General features: G+C 34.7%; 13 protein-coding genes. 3 read left to right on the forward strand and 10 right to left on the reverse strand.

What is annotated here, in order from left to right; all coding sequences use genetic code 11:
• Positions 1-298: 298 nt before the first annotated feature.
• The 3 genes from KFZ70_RS10970 to KFZ70_RS10980 all read left to right on the forward strand — a co-directional run bounded on the left by KFZ70_RS10970 (position 299) and on the right by KFZ70_RS10980 (position 9,715).
• Positions 299-3,493: a TonB-dependent receptor gene (locus tag KFZ70_RS10970; RefSeq protein ID WP_139695273.1), complete on the forward strand. Its 3,195-nt coding sequence runs from the start codon at positions 299-301 to the stop codon at positions 3,491-3,493.
• A gap of 11 nt (positions 3,494-3,504) precedes the next feature.
• Positions 3,505-5,259, forward strand: a complete 1,755-nt coding sequence (locus tag KFZ70_RS10975) for a RagB/SusD family nutrient uptake outer membrane protein (RefSeq protein WP_139695272.1) — start codon at positions 3,505-3,507, stop codon at positions 5,257-5,259.
• Between the two features lie 352 nt (positions 5,260-5,611).
• Entirely contained in the window at positions 5,612-9,715 is a 4,104-nt protein-coding gene (locus KFZ70_RS10980; protein ID WP_158293174.1) for a two-component regulator propeller domain-containing protein, read from the forward strand.
• Between the two features lie 48 nt (positions 9,716-9,763).
• Here the strand turns inward: KFZ70_RS10980 and KFZ70_RS10985 are convergent, their stop codons facing one another.
• From KFZ70_RS10985 to KFZ70_RS11030, 10 genes are all read right to left on the reverse strand, one after another.
• Complete coding sequence (locus KFZ70_RS10985) at positions 9,764-10,291, reverse strand: Pycsar system effector family protein (RefSeq protein ID WP_233244004.1); 528 nt, start codon at positions 10,289-10,291, stop codon at positions 9,764-9,766.
• A gap of 44 nt (positions 10,292-10,335) precedes the next feature.
• Positions 10,336-11,532 carry an IS256 family transposase gene (locus tag KFZ70_RS10990; RefSeq protein WP_407515481.1) on the reverse strand — a complete coding sequence of 399 codons (1,197 nt, stop codon included), beginning with the start codon at positions 11,530-11,532 and terminating at the stop codon, positions 10,336-10,338.
• A 108-nt stretch (positions 11,533-11,640) separates the two neighbouring features.
• Positions 11,641-12,764, reverse strand: a protein-coding gene (locus KFZ70_RS10995; RefSeq protein ID WP_407515484.1) for an IS3 family transposase whose coding sequence is annotated in 2 segments (ribosomal slippage) — positions 11,641-12,503 and positions 12,503-12,764 — 1,125 coding nt in all. Because the reading frame shifts where the segments join, the coding sequence is not laid out codon by codon here.
• 533 nt (positions 12,765-13,297) lie between these two features.
• Positions 13,298-14,713: an MBOAT family protein gene (locus KFZ70_RS11000; RefSeq protein WP_139698121.1), complete on the reverse strand. Its 1,416-nt coding sequence runs from the start codon at positions 14,711-14,713 to the stop codon at positions 13,298-13,300.
• A 2-nt stretch (positions 14,714-14,715) separates the two neighbouring features.
• Positions 14,716-15,753 (reverse strand): hypothetical protein, encoded by a 1,038-nt coding sequence (locus tag KFZ70_RS11005; protein ID WP_139698120.1) that lies wholly within the window; start codon positions 15,751-15,753, stop codon positions 14,716-14,718.
• Positions 15,754-15,763: 10 nt separating this feature from the next.
• A complete protein-coding gene (locus KFZ70_RS11010; RefSeq protein WP_233244079.1) occupies positions 15,764-15,925 on the reverse strand; it encodes a hypothetical protein in 162 nt (53 codons plus the stop codon).
• Positions 15,926-16,047: 122 nt separating this feature from the next.
• Entirely contained in the window at positions 16,048-16,791 is a 744-nt protein-coding gene (locus tag KFZ70_RS11015; protein ID WP_233244078.1) for a hypothetical protein, read from the reverse strand.
• Positions 16,792-16,801: 10 nt separating this feature from the next.
• Positions 16,802-17,830 carry a hypothetical protein gene (locus tag KFZ70_RS11020; RefSeq protein ID WP_139698119.1) on the reverse strand — a complete coding sequence of 343 codons (1,029 nt, stop codon included), beginning with the start codon at positions 17,828-17,830 and terminating at the stop codon, positions 16,802-16,804.
• Between the two features lie 15 nt (positions 17,831-17,845).
• Positions 17,846-18,895, reverse strand: a complete 1,050-nt coding sequence (locus KFZ70_RS11025; RefSeq protein ID WP_139698118.1) for a hypothetical protein — start codon at positions 18,893-18,895, stop codon at positions 17,846-17,848.
• Between the two features lie 13 nt (positions 18,896-18,908).
• The gene (locus KFZ70_RS11030; protein WP_139698117.1) at positions 18,909-19,790 is read right to left on the reverse strand and encodes an ester cyclase; all 882 of its coding nucleotides are present in this window, start codon (positions 19,788-19,790) and stop codon (positions 18,909-18,911) included.
• Positions 19,791-19,835 lie beyond the last annotated feature (45 nt).

Raw genomic sequence — 19,835 nt, forward strand, 5'->3', positions numbered from 1 at the left:
GAATTTAAAGGTTTATGGGATTATATAGTGTGTTATATCAAAATCTTAAAAAGTTTGGTATCTATAAATGAATTTAATAATTATTCGGTAATTTTTAGTAAAATTATTATTATTTGGTCATTTTGATTGAATTTTACTCTTTGTTGAATTCCTTTTACTCTTTAAAAGGATGGCTATAAACTAATTTGCAAACCTAAATGAAACACAATTTATTGACGCTCTAACAAGATAATTTTGGTGTTATAGAATTGCGTTTTTGACACAAAACAATTAACTAAACTATTAACTAAACTGAATTATGAAAAAAAACTATTTTTTCAAATGCATTTTCGGTCGATTTAAGTTTTCTTTTAAAAAGATAGCTTTGTTATCGTTATTTTTATTGAGTACTATTCTATCGAATGCACAAACGGTTACTGTCACAGGAACGGTTACCGATGAATCTAATGTTCCTTTAATCGGAGCTAACGTATTAGTAAGGGGAACATCTAATGGAACTGTTACAGATTTTGATGGGAACTATTCTATTACAGTAAATCAAGGAGATGTGCTTGTTGTATCTTATACGGGGTATCAAACGAAGGAGTCTACTGTTGGTACTGGTACAACTATTAATTTTACTCTATTGGAGGATGCTCAATCTTTAGATGAAGTGATTCTAATTGGTTATGGCTCTAGAAAAAGAACTGATGTGGTTAGCTCGGTGAGTACGGTGGATAACGATTTTTTAGAAGCACAACCTTCTGCTGATGCTACTAGAGCATTACAGGGAAGTGCCTCGGGTGTAACCGTAGTTTCTTCTGCTAGACCAGGGCAACAGGCTCAAGTTAGGATTCGTGGTCTTGGTAGTATTAATGGAAATTCTCCTTTGTATATTGTTGATGGGGTTAATGGTGGCGCTGTCCCTCCACCAGATCAAATTGAATCTATGCAAGTTTTAAAAGATGCCTCTTCTACAGCCATCTATGGCGCAAGAGGAGCGAGTGGGGTTATTCTTATTACTACTAAATCTGGACGTAGAAATCAGGCACCAAAATTTCAATTTAATGTAAGAACAGGATTTGGAAAAAGCAATGCAAAATATGATCTTATAACAGATCCTAACTTAATTGGTCAAATGATATGGTTGGAGCAGACAAATGATGGTATTGTTCCAAATCATCCACATTTTAGTTTTGATCCTAATGATATTAAGGGCACAAGAGTAAATGATTATTTGTTTCCTAATGGAGCCTCCATTGGAGACCCTTCAACAGACCCTTCCCTCTATCAAGAAAGAGATTATCCTATTACATTGACCAATAAGAATGGGACAGACTGGATGAAAGAAAGTTTCAGAACGGCTTTATTACAAGATTATAATTTGTCAGTGTCAGGAGGGTCAGAAAAAACAGTTTATTCCTTTAACGGTAGCTACTTCAAAGAGGATGGCGTTTTTAAAAATAACTCGTTCAATAGATATGCCTTTAGAACAAATGTAGAGTCTCAAATAACAGATTGGTTAACAGTTGGTAAACGTATTGGAGCTACTCTTTCTGAAAGTAGAGGAAATAATCCAGGTTTTAATGCATATGTTGAAACAAGTCCGCTAATACCTATATATGATATAGCTGGTAATTGGGCCGGAGGTGTTGTAGGAGGAAACTTAAATGACGGACCTAATCCCGTAGGGCATCTTTTCAGAGAAAGAAAGGATCTTAGAAAAAACCTTAATTTAGTAGGAACCTTTTATGTTGAAATTGAACCAATAGAAAATTTGAAATTTAAATCTTTATTTGGTTACAATATGAACTGGTATAGTAATCATAATCCTAGATTTGGTGACCCAGAAAACACAAATGGTAGCTTTGTAAATACGCTTGGCGAAACTAGAGGAAATAATTTAACATGGAACTTTACAAATACTGCAAGTTATTCTAAAACTATAAATGAGGCACATGCATTTGAGATAGTTTTAGGTATGGAATCAACAAAATTTAATCTTGATGAAATTGAGGCGGGCAGAGCTGGTTATATTTCAACGCAAGATGAATTTTATTATTTAGAATCAGGAGCCGGAGCAATTACAAATGGATCTGATGCAGCAGCTTGGTCTTTATTTTCATTATTCTCACGGGCTTTTTACTCTTACAATGATAAGTATATGATAGAAGGTACTGTTCGTCGTGATGGATCTTCTCGTTTTGGGGCCAACAATCGTTATGGTGTTTTTCCGGCTGTTTCTGCTGGTTGGATGATTTCAAATGAGAGCTTTATGGAAGGCACAAGTGGTTGGTTAAATCGATTAAAATTAAGAGCAGGTTGGGGTGAATCTGGTAATGATCAAATTGGAAATTACAATGGCTTTACAACCTTCGGATCAGGTTTAGGGAATTCTTATTATGGTATTGGTGGTGGTGATAATACCATTTCTTTGGGATATCAGTCTACTGAATTTGGAAATCCAGATGCCAAATGGGAAACTACAGAGTCTACAAACATAGGATTGGATGCTACACTATTTAAAGGGTTAGATTTAAGCGTTGAATTTTGGAAGAAAAAAACTAGTGATATGTTATTTCGAACAACTATTCCGGCTGTAGAAGGTCAGGCATTAGCTCCTTTTGTGAATGTAGGTACAATGGATAATAAGGGTGTTGATATTGAATTAACTTACAGGCAAACAGTAAACGAAGATTTCAACTATAGTATAGGTGTAAATCTTTCAACTTATAAAAATAAAGTGACTAAGTTATCTGGTGCAGATGGAGATCAACTTTTGGGAAGAGCAGAAAGAGGTCAAAGGTATACAAGGGCAGTGACAGGTCGTTCGTTCCCAGAATTTTATGGGTATATTGTTGATGGAATATTTCAAACACAAGAACAAGCAGATGCGCATCCTGTAAATGGAGATTATAATCAACCTGGAAATCTTATAATTAGAGACGTAGATGGAAATGGCGAAATTACACCTGAAGATAGAACATGGATAGGCAATCCTCATCCAGACTTTACAGCGGGTATCAATATAGGTGTTCAATATAAAAACTTTGATTTGACTTCTATATGGTATGCAAGTGTTGGAAATGATATCGTAAACTACCATGACCGTTTTCCACGTTGGGGGTTATTCCAAGGTCCTAAATCGGCAGATCGTCTTTTTAGGTCATGGGGAAGTCCATATTTGGATGATAATCGTAATGCCGTTTTGCCAAAAGCGTCAAGTACTACAAGTTTTGAGCAGAATACAAGTACAGAACACATTGAGGATGGTTCGTTTTTACGTATGAAATCTATACAGTTAGGGTATAACTTGCCTGATGCGATGTTAGAAAAATTAGGTTTTTCTAATTTACGCCTCTATGTCATGGGAACAAACTTAATCACATTGTTTGATACATATTCAGGGTTAGATGTAGAAGTTAGTCCTGAAAATGAGATTGATAGAGGCTTTGATGAGGGTACTTGGCCACAGCCCAAGCAAATAATTTTTGGAATAAACATTGGTATTTAAAAAAATAGAAAATGAAAAGATTAAAGTTAAAAATTAGTCTCGTGGTAATTCTAGGAATTACTATTAGTGCTTGTAAGGAAGAATTTTTAGAAGAGTTTCCTGTAGGACGTGTTACAGAGGAAACGTTGGCCGATGAACAAGGAGTAAACCTATTGCTAATTGGTGCCTATTCGGTTATTGATGGTTTTTCTCAAGGAGGACCCGGTGGAGCTGGTGAAGCTTCTGCCACGAATTGGGTATGGGGAGATGTGCCATCAGATGATATGCATCGTGGTGATCAAACAGGTGGATGGAGTGCAATTAACCTTATAGAAAGATATGAAGTTGATCCAACGAACCCATGGGTTGAAGGTCTGTGGGCTGCAAACTACGATGGCGTATCTAGAGCAAATGACGTATTGAGAGTTTTAAAATTAGCTGGGGATGCGATACCTGATAATAGTGCCAAGCAATTAGAAGCAGAGGCGAGATGGTTACGTGCCTGGTTCCATTTTCAGTTAAGAAGCAAAATTGAGAGAATACCATATATAACTGAAAATGTAAAGGCAAGTGAAGTTCCTAATGATAGAGAGGTTTGGGATGATATTGAAGCAGACTTGCAATGGGGAATAGACAATGGGATGGCTGAAGTGCCCTCTGAAGTAGGTCGTGCTTCTCGTTGGGCAGCTAAAGCCTTAAAGGCTAGGGTACATATGTTTCAGAAGGAATTTTCAGAAGCAAAACCTCTGTTAGATGATATCATTAACAATGGACCGTTTGTCTTAATGGATCATTTCTATGATAACCATGATGAAGAGAAACAAAACAATGCAGAGAGCATTTTTGAAGTTCAATATACAGTAAATGATGGTACCGGAGGCGGAGAAAATGCAGGTTCTGATCATAGAACATTATTTCCTAGAGGAGCAGATGTTGGTTTGTGTTGTGCTTATAGTGCCCCTAGTTTTGATTTGTTTAATGCTTTTAAAGTAGATGCAAATGGATTACCATTGCTAGATACCTTTCAAGATGATCTGCTTTTAGAAGATTATGGGTTGCTAGACACACAACCGTTTACTCCTACTGATGTTGAACTCGATCCTAGAGTAGATTGGACAATAGGAAGAAGAGGTATTCCCTTTTTAGACTGGGGGCCTATGAGTGGTGGAGACTGGATGCTTGACCAAGCTGGTATGGGGCCGTTTTTGAATAAGAAAATTATGTTCTATAAAAGAAACTTTAAAACCATTTCAATTGCAACACCAACATGGTCAGCTGGATTAAACGGAAATAACTGGAGATTGTTTAGATTAAGTCACGTGATATTATGGAGGGCTGAAGTTGCTGCAGAGGAGAATGACCTCATAAAAGCCAGAGATATGGTTAATATGATTAGAGAGCGCGCTCAAGATGATATCGTTATGGGGAAAATCAGTAATACCACATTTGGGGCAGGTGAACCGATAATAATTGATGAAAATGAACCTGCAGCCAATTACAATCTTGGTTTATATGCTTCTTTTCCTGATAAAAACTATGCATTGAAGGCTGTAAGACATGAAATGCGTTTAGAGTTTGCATTAGAAGGTATGCGCTTTCAAGATTTAGTACGCTGGGAAATTGATGGAGATGTCATTCCAAAATATTTACAATCAGAATTATCTAATGGTAAATTACCATGGATTCAAGGAGCTAATTATACTCCAGGTCAAGATGATTACTTCCCATTACCCCAATCGCAATTAGATTTACAAAGGGGAGTGCTAGAGCAGGACCCGAACTATTAAAATACACAATTTTGAGTTAGTTTTTTATATATTGTGAGTTTGATGGCAATCATTTCATGTATTGAATTGGTTGCCATTTTTTTAAATAGAAGGTAAAGTGTTTGGGATGAAGTAGTAAGAATAAAAATTTTTTTTACCTTGTATCTTTTAGCAGATTAAATCTCTTAATTAAATATTTTCGAACTTATTAGTAATGGATAAGAATAGATTACAGTTATGTATAAGAAATAGGTTTACGTTGTTTTTGATTTTTTGTTTAAGACTTTTTTTAGTTAATGAAATTTCTTGTCAAAATACAGACTTGAAATTTGAACATTTTATCGATAAACAGGAGTTTTCTCAACATTCAGTCATGAAAGTGATTCAAGATATTGATGGCTATATATGGATTGGTACTTTAAATGGACTTTATAAATATGACGGACTCAAGTTAACCGTCTATAGACATCAGTTAAATAACCCCAATAGTTTAGTGAGTAATTCAGTTTATGAGTTAGAGTTGGACTCTGAAGGAAATCTACTCATTGGTACCGGGAAGGGTTTAAGTAAGTATAATAGGCTGACCCAAACATTCACAACTTTTCCTTTAGTGCTTCAAAACGCTAGAATTACTGCCATTTGCCCTAAGAAAAATGGAGAATTATGGATAGGTACTTTACATTCTGGTCTTTTTCATTTTAATAGTACTGATGAAAGAGGAGAGTTTCCCACACAATATCTATATAAGCCAAATTTATCATCAAGTATTGTAAGCAATCAAATTCATTCTTTGGTAGAGGATAATTCAGGCAATATATGGGTAGGAACGGTTAAGGGGTTAAATAAAGTATCTATTATTAATGGAGTTACCGAATTTATTCATTTTAAAGAGATTGATAAAAGTATTAAGCTTTTATTCTTGGATAGTAAAGGAGCTCTATGGGTTTCTACAGTTGGTCATAGACTGTTAAAGATTGAAAACCCTGAAAAATATATAAATGTTAATAATGTAAAGTTTGAGGAGTTTCCTTTGAACTTGATTTATTCCGACACAGAAGAATCGGGAGGATTAATTACTATGTTTGAAAAAGAAGATGGCAATCTGTTTTTGGGCATTCATGGTTATGGGCTTTATTTATTGGATCTTTCAACTGGAGAATATTTAAAGTATCTACATGATCCCAGGATGCCTGAGAGTATAAGTAGCAACAATATTGAATCTGTTTTTATTGATAGAAGTCAAGTGTTATGGGTTGGTACAGAGGGAGGTGGGTTAAATAAATGTGACTTAAAACAAAAAGCAATTAATCATCTTGAGCATAATATTTTATCTAAAAACTCATTGAGTCATTCTTCAATTAATGATATATTAAAAGCAAGAGAAGGTGTGTTTTGGGTGGCTACACAAGATGGTTTAAATAAGGTGATGTTTATAGATGATGCCTATAAAGAACCAATCATTGAACGTTTTTATCTAAGCAAAAAGCAGCATGAAAAGGAGGTGAGATATCAAGAACCCATTTGGTCAATTTTAAGAGATCGAGATGGTGACTATTGGATAGGAGGTGTTGACGGGGTTTACCATATGGATATCAATGAAGATAAAAATGTAATCACCTTTAATAAAACCGATTTTAACATGCTTGAAGTGATGTCAATTATTGAAGATAGTCATGGAGTATTGTGGTTTGGTTCTTTAATTGATGGATTGATTAAGTGGCCAAAACGTAAAAAGCAAAATGGCTCTTTTGACTTTTCAAATAGAATACATTACAAGCCCGATAGTAACAATAAGTATAGTATTAGTGCAAAAGAAATTAGCTGCATATATGAAGATAGTCGTAGTAATCTGTGGGTTGGAACTTTACAAGGAGGCTTAAATCTAGTTGTTCCAAATGGTATTGACGGTGGCGATTTATTTGTGTCGTTTCAATATGACTCAAATGATATCAATTCTCTAAGTCATAATTCTGTGTTTTCAATTTTAGAGGATAGTAACGGTGAGTTTTGGATAGGTACCTATGGAGGAGGGCTTAATAAAATGACACTGTCTCCAGATGAAAATTCAGATCCAAAATTTAAGCACTATACGGAAGAAGATGGATTAATTAACAATTCAATATATGGAATCATTGAAGATGATAATGGTTTTCTTTGGGTAAGCACAGATAATGGCATATCAAGTTTTAATCGGTATACTGAAGCGTTTAAAAACTACAATAAGGAAGACGGTCTTCAAGGAAATAATTTTAGAAAGGGTGCATATCTTAAAAATGATGATGGCTATCTGTTTTTTGGTGGATACAATGGGTTAAATATATTTCATCCCAAAGATTTGAAAGAGAATGACATTTTTGCACCAGTTAATATAGTAGGGTTTAAAATTAAAAATGAATCTATTAATGTGGGTGAAACTTATAATGGTAGAATACTTTTCGATAAGAGTCTTTCTGCATATTCGAAACCTATTGAATTAAATTATCATGAAAACACATTGACTTTTGAATTTTCGGCTCTTCATTTTGCCGCTCCCGAAAAGAATCAATACAAGTATATGTTAGCTGGTTTTAATTCAGACTGGGTAGAGTCAAAGGGGATGAATTCTGCTCACTATACAAATCTTCCGCCAGGAAAGTACACCTTTAAAGTTAAGGCATCAAATAATGATGGCTTATGGAGTGAAGAGCTATCAACAATAAATTTATGTATTAGTCCTCCGTTTTGGCAAACATGGTGGGCCTATTTTATATACATGCTTATAGTTATTGCCTTACTTTGGAGTATTCAATCTTATTTCAATCTCCGTTCCAGAGAGAGAGCGTCCTTGCAAGTACAAAAGGAGATTGAAAATATTAACAAACTTAAGCTTCAATTTTTCACAAATATTTCACATGAATTTAAAACTCCAATAACACTCATTTTAAATCCCATTGAAGAGTTGATAGAGTTGTTTAAAGAAAATTTGTCTGTGCAATCAAAACTAAGAATGGTTGAGCGAAATGCAAATTCCTTACTTCGTTTAGTACAGCAACTTATGGAATTTAGAAGGATAGAGGTTGGAGAAACTAAATTAAAAGTAACAGAATCAAATATTGTACATTTTGTTAGAGAAATTATTTTTTCATTTCAATCACATGCTAACCGAAAGGATATACACATTTCTTTTGAAAGTTCCTTGAACACAATACCAGTATGGTTTGATTGGGATAAACTTGAAAAGATATTAAATAATCTTATTTATAATGCTATAAAGTTCACTCCCAATAATGGAAATATTGAGGTGAGTATTTGTAAAGTAGATACTAATAAAGAGTCAAAGTTAACCAGTGTTGATTCTGATACTGATTATGTGGAAATTAAGGTGAAAGATAGTGGTATAGGGATTGATAAATCTCAATTGCCTTATATTTTTCAGCGGTTTTATCAAATTAATCAATCAGACTTAGAAGCGGTAAAAGGTTCTGGTTTAGGCCTTGCTATAACAAAAGATTTGGTGGAATTACACCATGGAGAAATTCTTGTGGAATCAGAGAAAAATCTTGGAACTCAATTTACTATAAGATTACCATTGGGAAGGGTGCATTTTTTAGAAGAAGAAATTGCCGAAATTACTGTGTTAGAAAATATTAATGAGGAAGAGATTGATGAGGAAATGTTAAGGCGGGATAGTCAGATGAATTTCAACTCATTAAATGAAAACAATAAAAAGGTTGTACTGATAGTAGATGATAATGAAGATATACGTGAACTTGTATGCAATGGATTAAAAGAAACCTACAATGTGTTACAAGCAGAAAATGGAAAAGAGGCTCTTAAAATAGTACTCAAAGAAATACCTGATGTAGTTATTACTGATGTGTTAATGCCCGAAATGGATGGTGTACAGTTTTGTTATAAAATTAAAAACAATGTAAGAACAAGCCATATTCCTGTAATTATGCTTACGGCACTTAACTCTGTTGAGCATCGTATTGAAGGTTTAGAATCAGGAGCAGATGCCTATATTCCAAAACCATTTAAAATGAAATTACTATCGGTAAGAATAGAAAAGCTTATTGGCTCTCGTGAACTTATGCGTAAACGGTTTCAAACTGAGAAAGAAATTACTCCAGAACAAGTTACGCTTAATTCATTAGATGAAGAATTTCTAAAAAGTATTATGAACTTTATGGAACTAAATATGGCTAATGAGAACTATTGGATTGATGAATTGGCTTCTGATATGAATACAAGTAGATCTACTTTTTTTAGGAAACTTAAAAAACTCACTGGTCTTGCTCCTAATGATTTCATGCGAATGGTTAGACTTAAAAGATCATTACAACTCTTAGAACAAGGTCAGCACACTATTGCTCAGGTAAGTTATATGGTTGGTTTTAGTCATCCAAATTATTTTGGAAAGTGTTTTCGGAAATATTATGGGCAAACGCCTTCAGAGTTTTCTAAACATAAGAACAGAGATAAAAGTAATGTGTAGTTTATAGTGTTGTTCTATCTTGGAGCACGAAATTAATATATTCGTAGCTTAACTATTAACAAAGTAATATAACGCTAGAACCATCATTAACAGGAGGCCAATTGCTAAGAACTGCAAAGATCTATTAATGTTTTTAAACTTACTAGCCGCAATTTTTGAGTTAACATAAATTTGTTGACCTAATTGGTCAAATAATTTATCTTCATCCTTGCTAATGGTGTGAAATGTTTTTGAAAATTCTTGTATACTCCCATATTTCTGAATGACATCACCAAAAAAGAAAATATTTTTATCAAATTTTTCTTCAATCTTTGGTATAAAGCATCTTATACTATAATAAATAGAAATAACGGTAGAAATAAACCACAACCCCGCTAAAATATAGAAGATTGTTTTATTGTGTATGGATTGTAAAATATGTGGTATACTTTTAAATACAAAGTTTAAAATAATACCATAGAACGATAAAATGAGACCCGCTTTTATTTCAGAAGCTTTTATCAAACTAAAAATATAATTGATGCTTCCCCAGTAGTGGTCAATAAGATCATCAAGGTGTCTGTTTTTTTGAGACACTATCCTGTAAAGTGTGTAAGTTATAAATCGAGGGTTTAGCTTTTTTAAAGTTGAACCCTTTTTTCAAATATAGTTAAAAATTGGTTTAAAATAATGCCCCAGTTCCTAATAGGCATCGACCATTTTTTGGTAGCCTCTCTAAGGGCTAAAAAAGTGGACTTCATAACAGCTTCATCTGTTGGGAATGAGAGCTTGTTTTTAGTGTACTTTCTGATTTTTCCATTAAGGTTTTCAATAAGGTTCGTAGTGTAAATGATTTTTCTAATTTCAACAGGAGATTCATAAAAAGCGGTAAGCTCATCCCAATTGTCTCTCCAGCTTTTAATAGCATAAGAGTACTTGTGTTCCCATTTCAGAGCAAAGTCCTCTAGAGCGGCTTTTGCTGCGTTTTTGGTTGGTGCATCATAGATGTTTTTCATGTCTTTTGTAAATTCCTTCTTGTCTTTCCAAACAACATAGCGACAAGCGTTACGAATCTGGTGTACCACGCAAATTTGGGTTTTAGATTCAGGAAAAACGTTTTTAATGGTGTCGGTAAAACCGTTAAGATTATCTGTGGCCGTGATAAGCAAATCCTGAACGCCTCTGGCTTTCATATCGGTTAGTACGCTCATCCAAAAGGCTGCCGATTCATTCTTCCCCAGCCAAAGTCCTAAGACTTCCTTTTTACCATCTCTGCGGAGTCCTACGGCGATGTACATGGTTTTATTAATGACTTTGGAGTTCTCCCGAACCTTAAATACAATACCATCCATCCAAGTAATTAAATATACGGGGTCCAGGGGCCTGTTTTGCCAAGCGACAATATCATTGGTAACTTTATCTGTGATACGTGATATGGTAGATGTGGATACATCAAAATCGTAGACTTCGCGGATTTGCTCTTCAATATCAGAATTACTCATACCCTTAGCATAAAGGCTGATAATGACGTTTTCTATGCCGTCAACCATGTTAGTGCGCTTAGGAACCAGCATAGGGTTAAAAGAAGCTTCTCGGTCTCTGGGAACTTTAATATTAGTCTCTCCTAAAGCTGTTTTTATCTTTTTAGACCCATAGCCGTTACGGGTATTGCTATTATCGGACTGCTGATGCTTCTCATAGTCTAAATGAGCGTCAAGTTCTCCTTCTAGCATCTTTTCAATACCTCGCTTTTGGATGGATTTTAGAAAGGAGGTTAGTTCGTCCCCTGTTTTGAACTGTTTTAAAAAATCGTCGTTTAGAAAATCTTCTTTCTTCATAAGTGTGTAAATTTTAAAATTAAACAAAAAAATATCGAGGGTTGCAACCCTCGATATTTAATCTTTACACAGTTTATGAGATACTGCCTTTTTTGATCTCCTCCCAAATTAAGAACCAGTTAAAAGTAGAGGATCCGAGCTATTTTTATTCATTTCGATGTATTCATTGGGAGGGATATCTCCCAAGGAACTGTGAGGTCTAAAGTTGTTATATTCTTCTCTCCACATATCTAGTTTTTCTTGCGCATCTTCCATTGACAGAAACCAATTTACGTTTAAACATTCATCCCTAAAAGAACCATTGAAACTCTCTATAAAAGGATTATCTGTAGGTTTTCCTGGTCTTGAGAAGTCTAGTTCTATCTGGTTTTCATAGGCCCATTTATCCAAAACTTTACTAATAAATTCACTTCCATTATCTACTTTGATACGCTTTGGAAGAGTGCAATTCTCCGAACTAACCTTTTCCATAACATTTACAACATCACTTCCTTTTAATGACTGTCCTGCTTCAATAGCAAGGCATTTTCTACTATAATTATCCACTACAGTTAAAGCTCTAAAGCGACTCCCATTATATAGCTGATCACTGACAAAATCCATACTCCAGCATTCATGTAAACTAGAAGAATTACCATCTGATGGTTGTCTGTGTAAGGCTGAACGATTCCTTTTAGGACGTTTGCTTCTCAAATTAAGCCCCTCTTCACAGTAAATTCTATAAACACGCTTGTGATTATCCATAAAGCCTTCTCTTCTTAGTAGGATATAAACCCTCCAAAAGCCATAACGAACGCGGGTTGATGCAATTTCTTTGATCCGCATACGCAATAAAGTATCATCTCTTTTATTTGGCTTATAATAATAAACACTTTTGTGCAAAAGAACCAGCTTCACGCAACGGTTAACAGAGATATTATATTCCATTCGTATTCCACGGACCATCTCCCGCTTTCGAGATGGCCTTAAAACTTTTTTTTAAGAACGTCCTGGAGAATTTGCTTATCAAGACTAAGATCTGCTACCAGTTTCTTTAATTGAAAATTCTCCTCTTCTAAGTTCTTGAGTCTGCGCAATTCGGAAACACCTAATCCTCCATATTTCTTCTTCCAATTGTAAAAGGTAGCTTCACTTATTCCCATCTTTCGACAAACCTCAGATACACGCGTACCTGTTTCGGCCTGCTTGATAGCAAATACGATTTGACTCTCCGTGAATTTTGATCGTTTCATATGCAAATAATTGTTTAAAGTTACACATTTATTTGCTCGGTTTTCTCTAGTTTTAAATTGTCCGGTTTAACGGGAGGAGGTCACGGGCATCCCTAGCGGCAATTAGGCCTGTTTTAAAATCTTTATTATAAAAACATTGGCGTGCGTATTCATTTAGGAGTCTTACATGCTCCTCATTGAATTCTTTATGGTTGTCAATTCGTTGCTTTATGCTATCAATTTTTTTAGAAGCCACTAGCAAACTGTCTTGAGAGTGCCCAAGACATATTCCAATAAAAATAATTAAGAGACTTGTTTTAAAGTTGATTTTCATTTTTATTAGTTTGTGTTTTAACATTAAAAGTTTAATCTAAATCAGTTAGGTACTGGCATTGATGGACAACTATTTATATTATGAACTAGAGGCTGGGGAATAGGGTTCATATTAGGATCGAATAAACAATAGGACGCCAACTTTTATTTATTGTTACAATACAGAAACTCCTTCAAGATGTAGGAGTTTCTGCTTTATTCTCTAAATTATATTATTTTTCCTAAAATTGAAAATAAATAAATTGTTCGCCACTGCCTTGTGCTATAATCAATAAAAATGTCATAATGGCCCAAACCAGACCTAAAACATAAGGTGACGTTTTTTGAGATACTTCTTTCATAGAGGTATTTCTCATAAACCAATGACACAAGAACATAATGGCTATTACCGTTGATACTTTTATTATGGTAAACGTATCCAATATTTTTTCACCACCGGTTTGCATATAGAACATAGATTTTATCATATCCCAAGCTTTTTCAAAGGTTCTGGCTCTAAAGAAAACCCAGGTTATATTTACACAACTAAAGGTAATAAAAGCCAAAAACATACCATTCCATTTGGTTATTTCAAAGGGTAAATAACGTCTTTGTAAACGTTCTAAAATTAAATAAGTACCGTGTAAACCACCCCAAACCATAAAGGTCCATGCAGCACCATGCCATAAACCACCTAATAACATAGTAATCATTAAAGCGGCATACATTCTCGTGATTCCATGACGGTTACCACCCAAAGGGATGTACAAATAATCTCTTAACCAACTGGATAATGAAATATGCCAACGTCTCCATAAGTCGGAAAAGCCAAGTGAAGCATAAGGATACCTAAAGTTATCGGGTAAAATAATGCCTAACATAAGAGCGATACCTATAGCACAGGTTGAATACCCAGCAAAATCAAAAAATATCTGTCCTGAAAAAGCAATAGTGCCTACCCAAGCATCAACACCATGTAATAATTTAGCAGAACCAAAAACGTCATCTGATGTGCCTGCTAAAAGCGTATCTGCCATAACCACTTTTTGGAATAATCCAATGGTTAGTAAAAACAAGCCCCAAATAAACTGGTTAGTGGTTGCTTTCTTTTCTTCATAAAACTGTGTGATCAAGTCTTTTGCTCTAACAATAGGACCAGCTACTAATTGCGGGAAGAAGGTCACGTACAGCGCAAAATCAAGAAATGTTCTAGCACGCTCTGTCTTTCTTTTATACATATCAATGGTATATGACATGGTTTGGAACGTATAGAATGAAATTCCCATAGGGAGAATGATATCCATGGGTTTTGCCTGAAAATCAACTCCGATAGCATTCATTACTAGTACAAAATTTTCAAGAAGAAAATCACCATATTTAAAGAAACCTAAAAAACCAAGATTAACGAACATACTTAGCAACAACCACATTTTGCGTTTCTTTTGGTTGTCTTCAACAGCTAAATGTTTTCCTGCAGTCCAATCTATCATGGTAGATATCCAAAGAAGAATGACTAAAGGCGGATTCCACATGCCGTAGAATACATAACTGGAAAACAATAACATACGTTTTTTATTGGTCCAGTTAAGTATTTTAGAATAATAAATGGCGAGAACTATAATTAAAAATAGTATAAAACTTAGTGAATTAAATAACATGATTAGTTAGGTTTTTGGTTGGTTAGTGCATTGTCTTCTTTTAATATTTTCACCAATTCTTTGGTGTAAAAATTGGCATCTTCTAAGGAAAGATGTGATTCTTCCGGACAGGTTAGATTTTTTAATTGATCAAAGTCCTCAAAATGATAGCTCTTTACATGAGCTACTTTTACTAATGAATCCCAAAACCGTTCTCTGGGAAGTCCCATTTTCTCACCCATTCTCACACCACCACTAGATGGTGGCCGAACCAGAATAAGATTACCGTTTCTTTCTTTAAATTTTTTTACATCCTTCATAAAGAATTCAGTGGTAGCATCTTTTTCAGGAGGTGGTGAACCTTTACCAAAGAAATGCCAAACTTTAATAATTGAATTAGCAAAAGCAGTATCAGTTACTGTTCTTGGCATCATACTCATGTTTCGTGGAATGGAAACATCTCCAAAATTGTAGAATGGAGGCTGGGCAGGAGGTGAAGTTCGTTTTCCCCAACGAACATTTCTTAATAAGGATTTTAAATCGAGATCGTCATTCCATTCTTCCTCATCGGCAGACATTAATACCAAACTCTGTTGTAAGGGTACAGACAACAAAAAGTTTGAGCGTTGTGCATAAGTTCCATCAAAGTAATGATCTACTTTGGCTTGTGGCCTTTCCCAAGGAAATGCTTTTGGAAACGTAGTCGAGAAGAATAATCCGGGAGTAACTCCAACAATAACAGTTCCGTCAAAATCGGTATTATTTACAATGTCATGAAAGGTAGGAAGGGGAGATGACCCCGTTGATGCTAACTGTAAAGGTTCTTTTCCGGTTGACTCTTTCCATTGATCTACTTGAATGTCAAAATAGGCTCTGGAAGACCCTAATATAATAACATCATCCTTAGTGGCATTTTCCACTTTGGCACGTGTCATGGCCCAAAGGGCTTTTTCATCGTTTAGGGTAGGGTGAAATCCTTTGGATCTCCAATACATTTCCCATCCAATTGTTGCAATAAGCGTAATAGTTATGGCAATAATTAATGATTGTTTTAATTTCATATTGATTGGTTTATTGGTTAGGTATTGCGTTGTCTTGTTTTAAAATTTTTATTAATTCTTCGGTAAAATAGTCGGCATGATCGGCTTTTAAATGAGACCATTCTGGTAGGGTTAAATTTTGAAGCTGCGGGTAGTCTTCAAAGTGGTATGCTTTTACATTTGATTGTTCCACTAGTTTGTTCCAATATTCTTTCCTATTGACTACGCTATCTTCATTTTTTCTAAACTTTTCAGAAGAAGGGCATCTCAGTAAAATAACATTACCACCTTTTTCTTTAAACTTTTGAAGGTCCTTTAAAAAAAAATCATGGTAGCTTCTTTTTTTGGTTTAAGGTTGTCTCCATCAATCAAGAAGGACCACACGCGTTTTACAGAGTTGGCATAAGCCGTGTCTGTTTCCATACGTTTTTTCATTCTAACATTTCGATCCAATCTGGTTGTTGACATATTATGAAAGGGAGGCATGGTTCTTTTCTTTTTGAGACGATCACCAATCTTTACTTTTTTAATAAGCGCCTTTAGCTTAATACCATCAACGCCACTGGTTTCACTCATTAAAGCTAAACTATTTTGCAGTGGTATTGATAATTGATGGTTTAATCGTTGTGCATAAGTTCTATCATGAAAATGATCTACTTTTTTTTGAGGTCTTTTCCAAGATTGTTTTTTGGGATCCGTACTAGAGAAAAATAACCCAGGTGTAACTCCAACCAAAATAGTACCGTTGAAATTGGAGGTATTTACAATATCATGAAATACGGGTAAGGGGCTAGATCCACCCATTGCCAATTGAATGGGTTTTTTACCCGTTTTTTCCTCCCATATATCTAGTTGTATGTTGTACATAACTCTTGAAGAACCAATAAGCACGATATCATCTTTAGATAATTTATCAACTTTGGCGCGTTGTACCGCCCATAAAGCCTCATTGTTATCTATAGAAGGTTTAAATCCTTTTGATCGCCAATAGAGTTCCCAAATGCTTACACCAATTAGGGTTAATGCCAAGGCAATAAACAAAGATTGTTTTAAATTCATTTTGCTTGGTTTATTGGTTAGGTATTGCGTTGTCTTGTTTTAAAATTTTTATTAATTCTTTAGTAAAGTAATCTGCATGTTCTGCTTTTAAATGAGACCATTCAGGAAGATCTAAATTTTGAAGTTGCGGGTAGTCTTCAAAATGATACGACTTTACTGCAGCTTTTGCTACCAAATCATCCCAAACTGTATCTCTTGGAGTGATTTTTTTTTCTAATTCTCTAAAGACATCAGAAGAAGGGCATCTCAGTAAAATAACATTGCCGCCTTTTTCTTTAAACTTTTCTAAGTCTTTTAAAAAAAATGCCATAGTTGATTTTTTGTCCGGAAGTGGACCATCACTTTTAAAAAAGAACTCCCACACATGTTTTACAGAGTTGGCATAAGCAGTATCTATTTCCATACGTTTTTTCATTCTAACATTTCTGTCAATGGTTATAGTGGAAAAATCGTGAAATGGTGGCATTTCTCTCGGCTTTTCCGCCCTAGTTCCAATTTTTACTTTACTAATAAACTCTTTAAGGTTAATACCGTCTATACCTTTTGTCTCACTTATGAACGCAAAACTGTTTTGAAGAGGTATAGATAGCTGGTGGTTAAGACGCTGTGCATAGGTTCTATTGTGAAAATAGTCAACATTGGTTTGGGGCCTTTTCCAAGAATCTGCTTTGGGAAATGTGGTTGAAAAAAACAAAGGAGGTGTAACACCAACTAAGATGGTGCCATTAAAATTAGTAGTATGTACAATGTCATGAAAGACTGGTAGGGGACTAGAGCCTCCCATAGCTAGTTGGATTGGTTTATTTCCTATTTTTTCTTCCCAAATGTCTAATTGAATATCAAAGTGAACCCTTGAGGAGCCAATGATTACAAAGTCATCTTTAGATAATCGATCAACTTTTGCACGTTCTACAGCCCACAAAGCGTCATTTCCATCTATTGATGGTTTGACTCCTTTAGAACGCCAATATAACTCCCATGTAACAGTTCCTAGAAGGCTAATTACTATGGCAATAATTAATGAATTTTTCAATTTCATTTTGTTTTGTTTCGGTTAATTGGTTTTGTGTTTTTTTAAGTGTCCGTCTTTAATTAACTGATATACCATGTCTTTGGTATATGTTTTGGCATCTTCGGCATTCATATGGGACCATTCTGGTAAGGTGTGTTTAGACATGAATTCATAATCTTCAAAATGATAGCCAGGGCACTCAATAGCCTTAATAAAGCTATTCCAAACTTTATCTCTTGGCATCATGCGTTTTGTGTGTTTATTCCAGCCTTCTTCAGCTTTATGTCTAACAAATATTACCTTACCTCCTCGGCCTTTAAACTTTTTAACTAAAACTGAGAGTGTTTTAATTTCTCTTTGAACGGTGTTTTCAACTTTTTTTGAGTAGTCTGGAACCCCTGGAATAACCTTGTCCCACTCATCAGTGATTTCTTTTTGATAAGCAGGGTTATTGGTTAATCGCGGAAACATTATTAAATTTCTGTATTCATCATTGTAACCAATATTTACTAATTTGAATTTGTCTCCTTTAATCCTGTCATCATCAATTGAGATTCTATTGATTAGTGATTTTAAATCTAAGTCATTATAGGATTTTGCCTCTGAGGCACTAAGCATGACTAGGTTCCTTTTTAATGGTTTTGAAAGCTCGAAACCCAATCGTTGAGAGTAAGTTCGGTCATAGTAATGTTTTACCCATTGTTTGGTTACATTTCTTCTGAAAGAACTATCAAAAAAAGCTAAGGGGGTGACTCCAATAACTAAAGTTCCATTAAATTTGGTGTTATTTATAACATCTTCAATAAATGGTTGTGGAGGTTTCCCATTTCCTGTTAAATTAATGGGTTTTATCCCTTGAGTATCTTCCCAAGCATGCGTATTGAAGTTGTAACCTGTTCTGGAAGCACCTAATAGAATAATATCTTCTGAGGTCGCTTTTTCTACCTTAGCTCTTTCTTGGCTCCACAAATTTCTGTCGTCTTCTAAATAGGCGATGTAATAATCGGTTTGTGTACGCCAATAGAGTTCCCAAATGGTAATACTAGCAATAGTTAATACCAAAGCAAAGGTAAAAGATTGTTTTAATTTCATTTACTATACAATATCATTTAGCCATAACATCAGCAATTCCTTTGGTATCTGCATATTGTTGAAAAGAAATGATTTTACCATCTTTAAGTGTCCATAAATGTGCCATTTGCAAATTCATGGCATTGCCATTTTCCTTGTATTTTGATTCATATTTGCCGGTAACTAATATTTTATCATTAGTCATTTCATGGAATTCAAGGTCAATGGCATGCCAATATTCCCATTCTTCAGCAATTCTTGAAAACAAACCTTCAAGAACAGCATCAAAGCCTTGATAAGGATTTTTATCGGCATATGGAAAATTTTCGGCTTCCATCCAAATAAGGTTTTCATCCATGACGGCTCCAGCTTCATCGATTTTCCCAGCAGCAAAATCAGTATATAGTTTTCTCACAATATTTACATTTTCAGGATTTAAAAAAGGATCAATACCCAATTGACTCATAAAGGCTAGATTGTCCATAAAATCTTGTTCTTGGGCAATTTTGCCATCTTTTATTTTTGCAATGGTAACCCCAGTAAGATCTATTGATTTTCCAGTGGCAGGTATCCCAAAAAAATCACCTGTGTGTTTACCTTTAAAGCGCCAATGTTTAACTAAGTTGTCACCTTGCCCAAAAATATTTTCAATGGAAAATTCAACTTCGGAAAATCCAGTAATAAAATTTGAATAATAGGCTTTGAAATCTTTTATACCCACCACATTCTCAGGACTAGAGATCATGGTAATATTGGTGTCAAAATTGGTGTCGTTAATTAAATCAATCTGACCTTGATTAACAATGTTGTCCCAAACATTGGAATACATAGTTATGTTTTGTTCAACTTTTGAATTGTTGCATGCAGAAAGAATAATAAGCATGAATAAAAAGGGAACATGTTTTAGTGTTTTCATTTTTTGGTTGGTTTTAATGGTTAATTTTTATCGATTACAAGCCGG

It is taken from the genome of Allotamlana fucoidanivorans (assembly GCF_045788535.1).
In the GTDB taxonomy this organism is placed as follows: domain Bacteria; phylum Bacteroidota; class Bacteroidia; order Flavobacteriales; family Flavobacteriaceae; genus Allotamlana; species Allotamlana fucoidanivorans.

What these genes read in the sequence shown, in the direction of transcription:
- KFZ70_RS10970 (WP_139695273.1), top strand. Translation starts at nt 299, where the DNA reads ATGAAAAAAAACTATTTTTTCAAATGCATTTTCGGTCGATTTAAGTTT.
- KFZ70_RS10975 (WP_139695272.1), top strand. Translation starts at nt 3,505, where the DNA reads ATGAAAAGATTAAAGTTAAAAATTAGTCTCGTGGTAATTCTAGGAATT.
- KFZ70_RS10980 (WP_158293174.1), top strand. Translation starts at nt 5,612, where the DNA reads ATGAAAGTGATTCAAGATATTGATGGCTATATATGGATTGGTACTTTA.
- KFZ70_RS10990 (WP_407515481.1), bottom strand. Translation starts at nt 11,532, where the DNA reads ATGAAGAAAGAAGATTTTCTAAACGACGATTTTTTAAAACAGTTCAAA.
- KFZ70_RS11000 (WP_139698121.1), bottom strand. Translation starts at nt 14,713, where the DNA reads ATGTTATTTAATTCACTAAGTTTTATACTATTTTTAATTATAGTTCTC.
- KFZ70_RS11005 (WP_139698120.1), bottom strand. Translation starts at nt 15,753, where the DNA reads ATGAAATTAAAACAATCATTAATTATTGCCATAACTATTACGCTTATT.
- KFZ70_RS11015 (WP_233244078.1), bottom strand. Translation starts at nt 16,791, where the DNA reads ATGAATTTAAAACAATCTTTGTTTATTGCCTTGGCATTAACCCTAATT.
- KFZ70_RS11020 (WP_139698119.1), bottom strand. Translation starts at nt 17,830, where the DNA reads ATGAAATTGAAAAATTCATTAATTATTGCCATAGTAATTAGCCTTCTA.
- KFZ70_RS11025 (WP_139698118.1), bottom strand. Translation starts at nt 18,895, where the DNA reads ATGAAATTAAAACAATCTTTTACCTTTGCTTTGGTATTAACTATTGCT.
- KFZ70_RS11030 (WP_139698117.1), bottom strand. Translation starts at nt 19,790, where the DNA reads ATGAAAACACTAAAACATGTTCCCTTTTTATTCATGCTTATTATTCTT.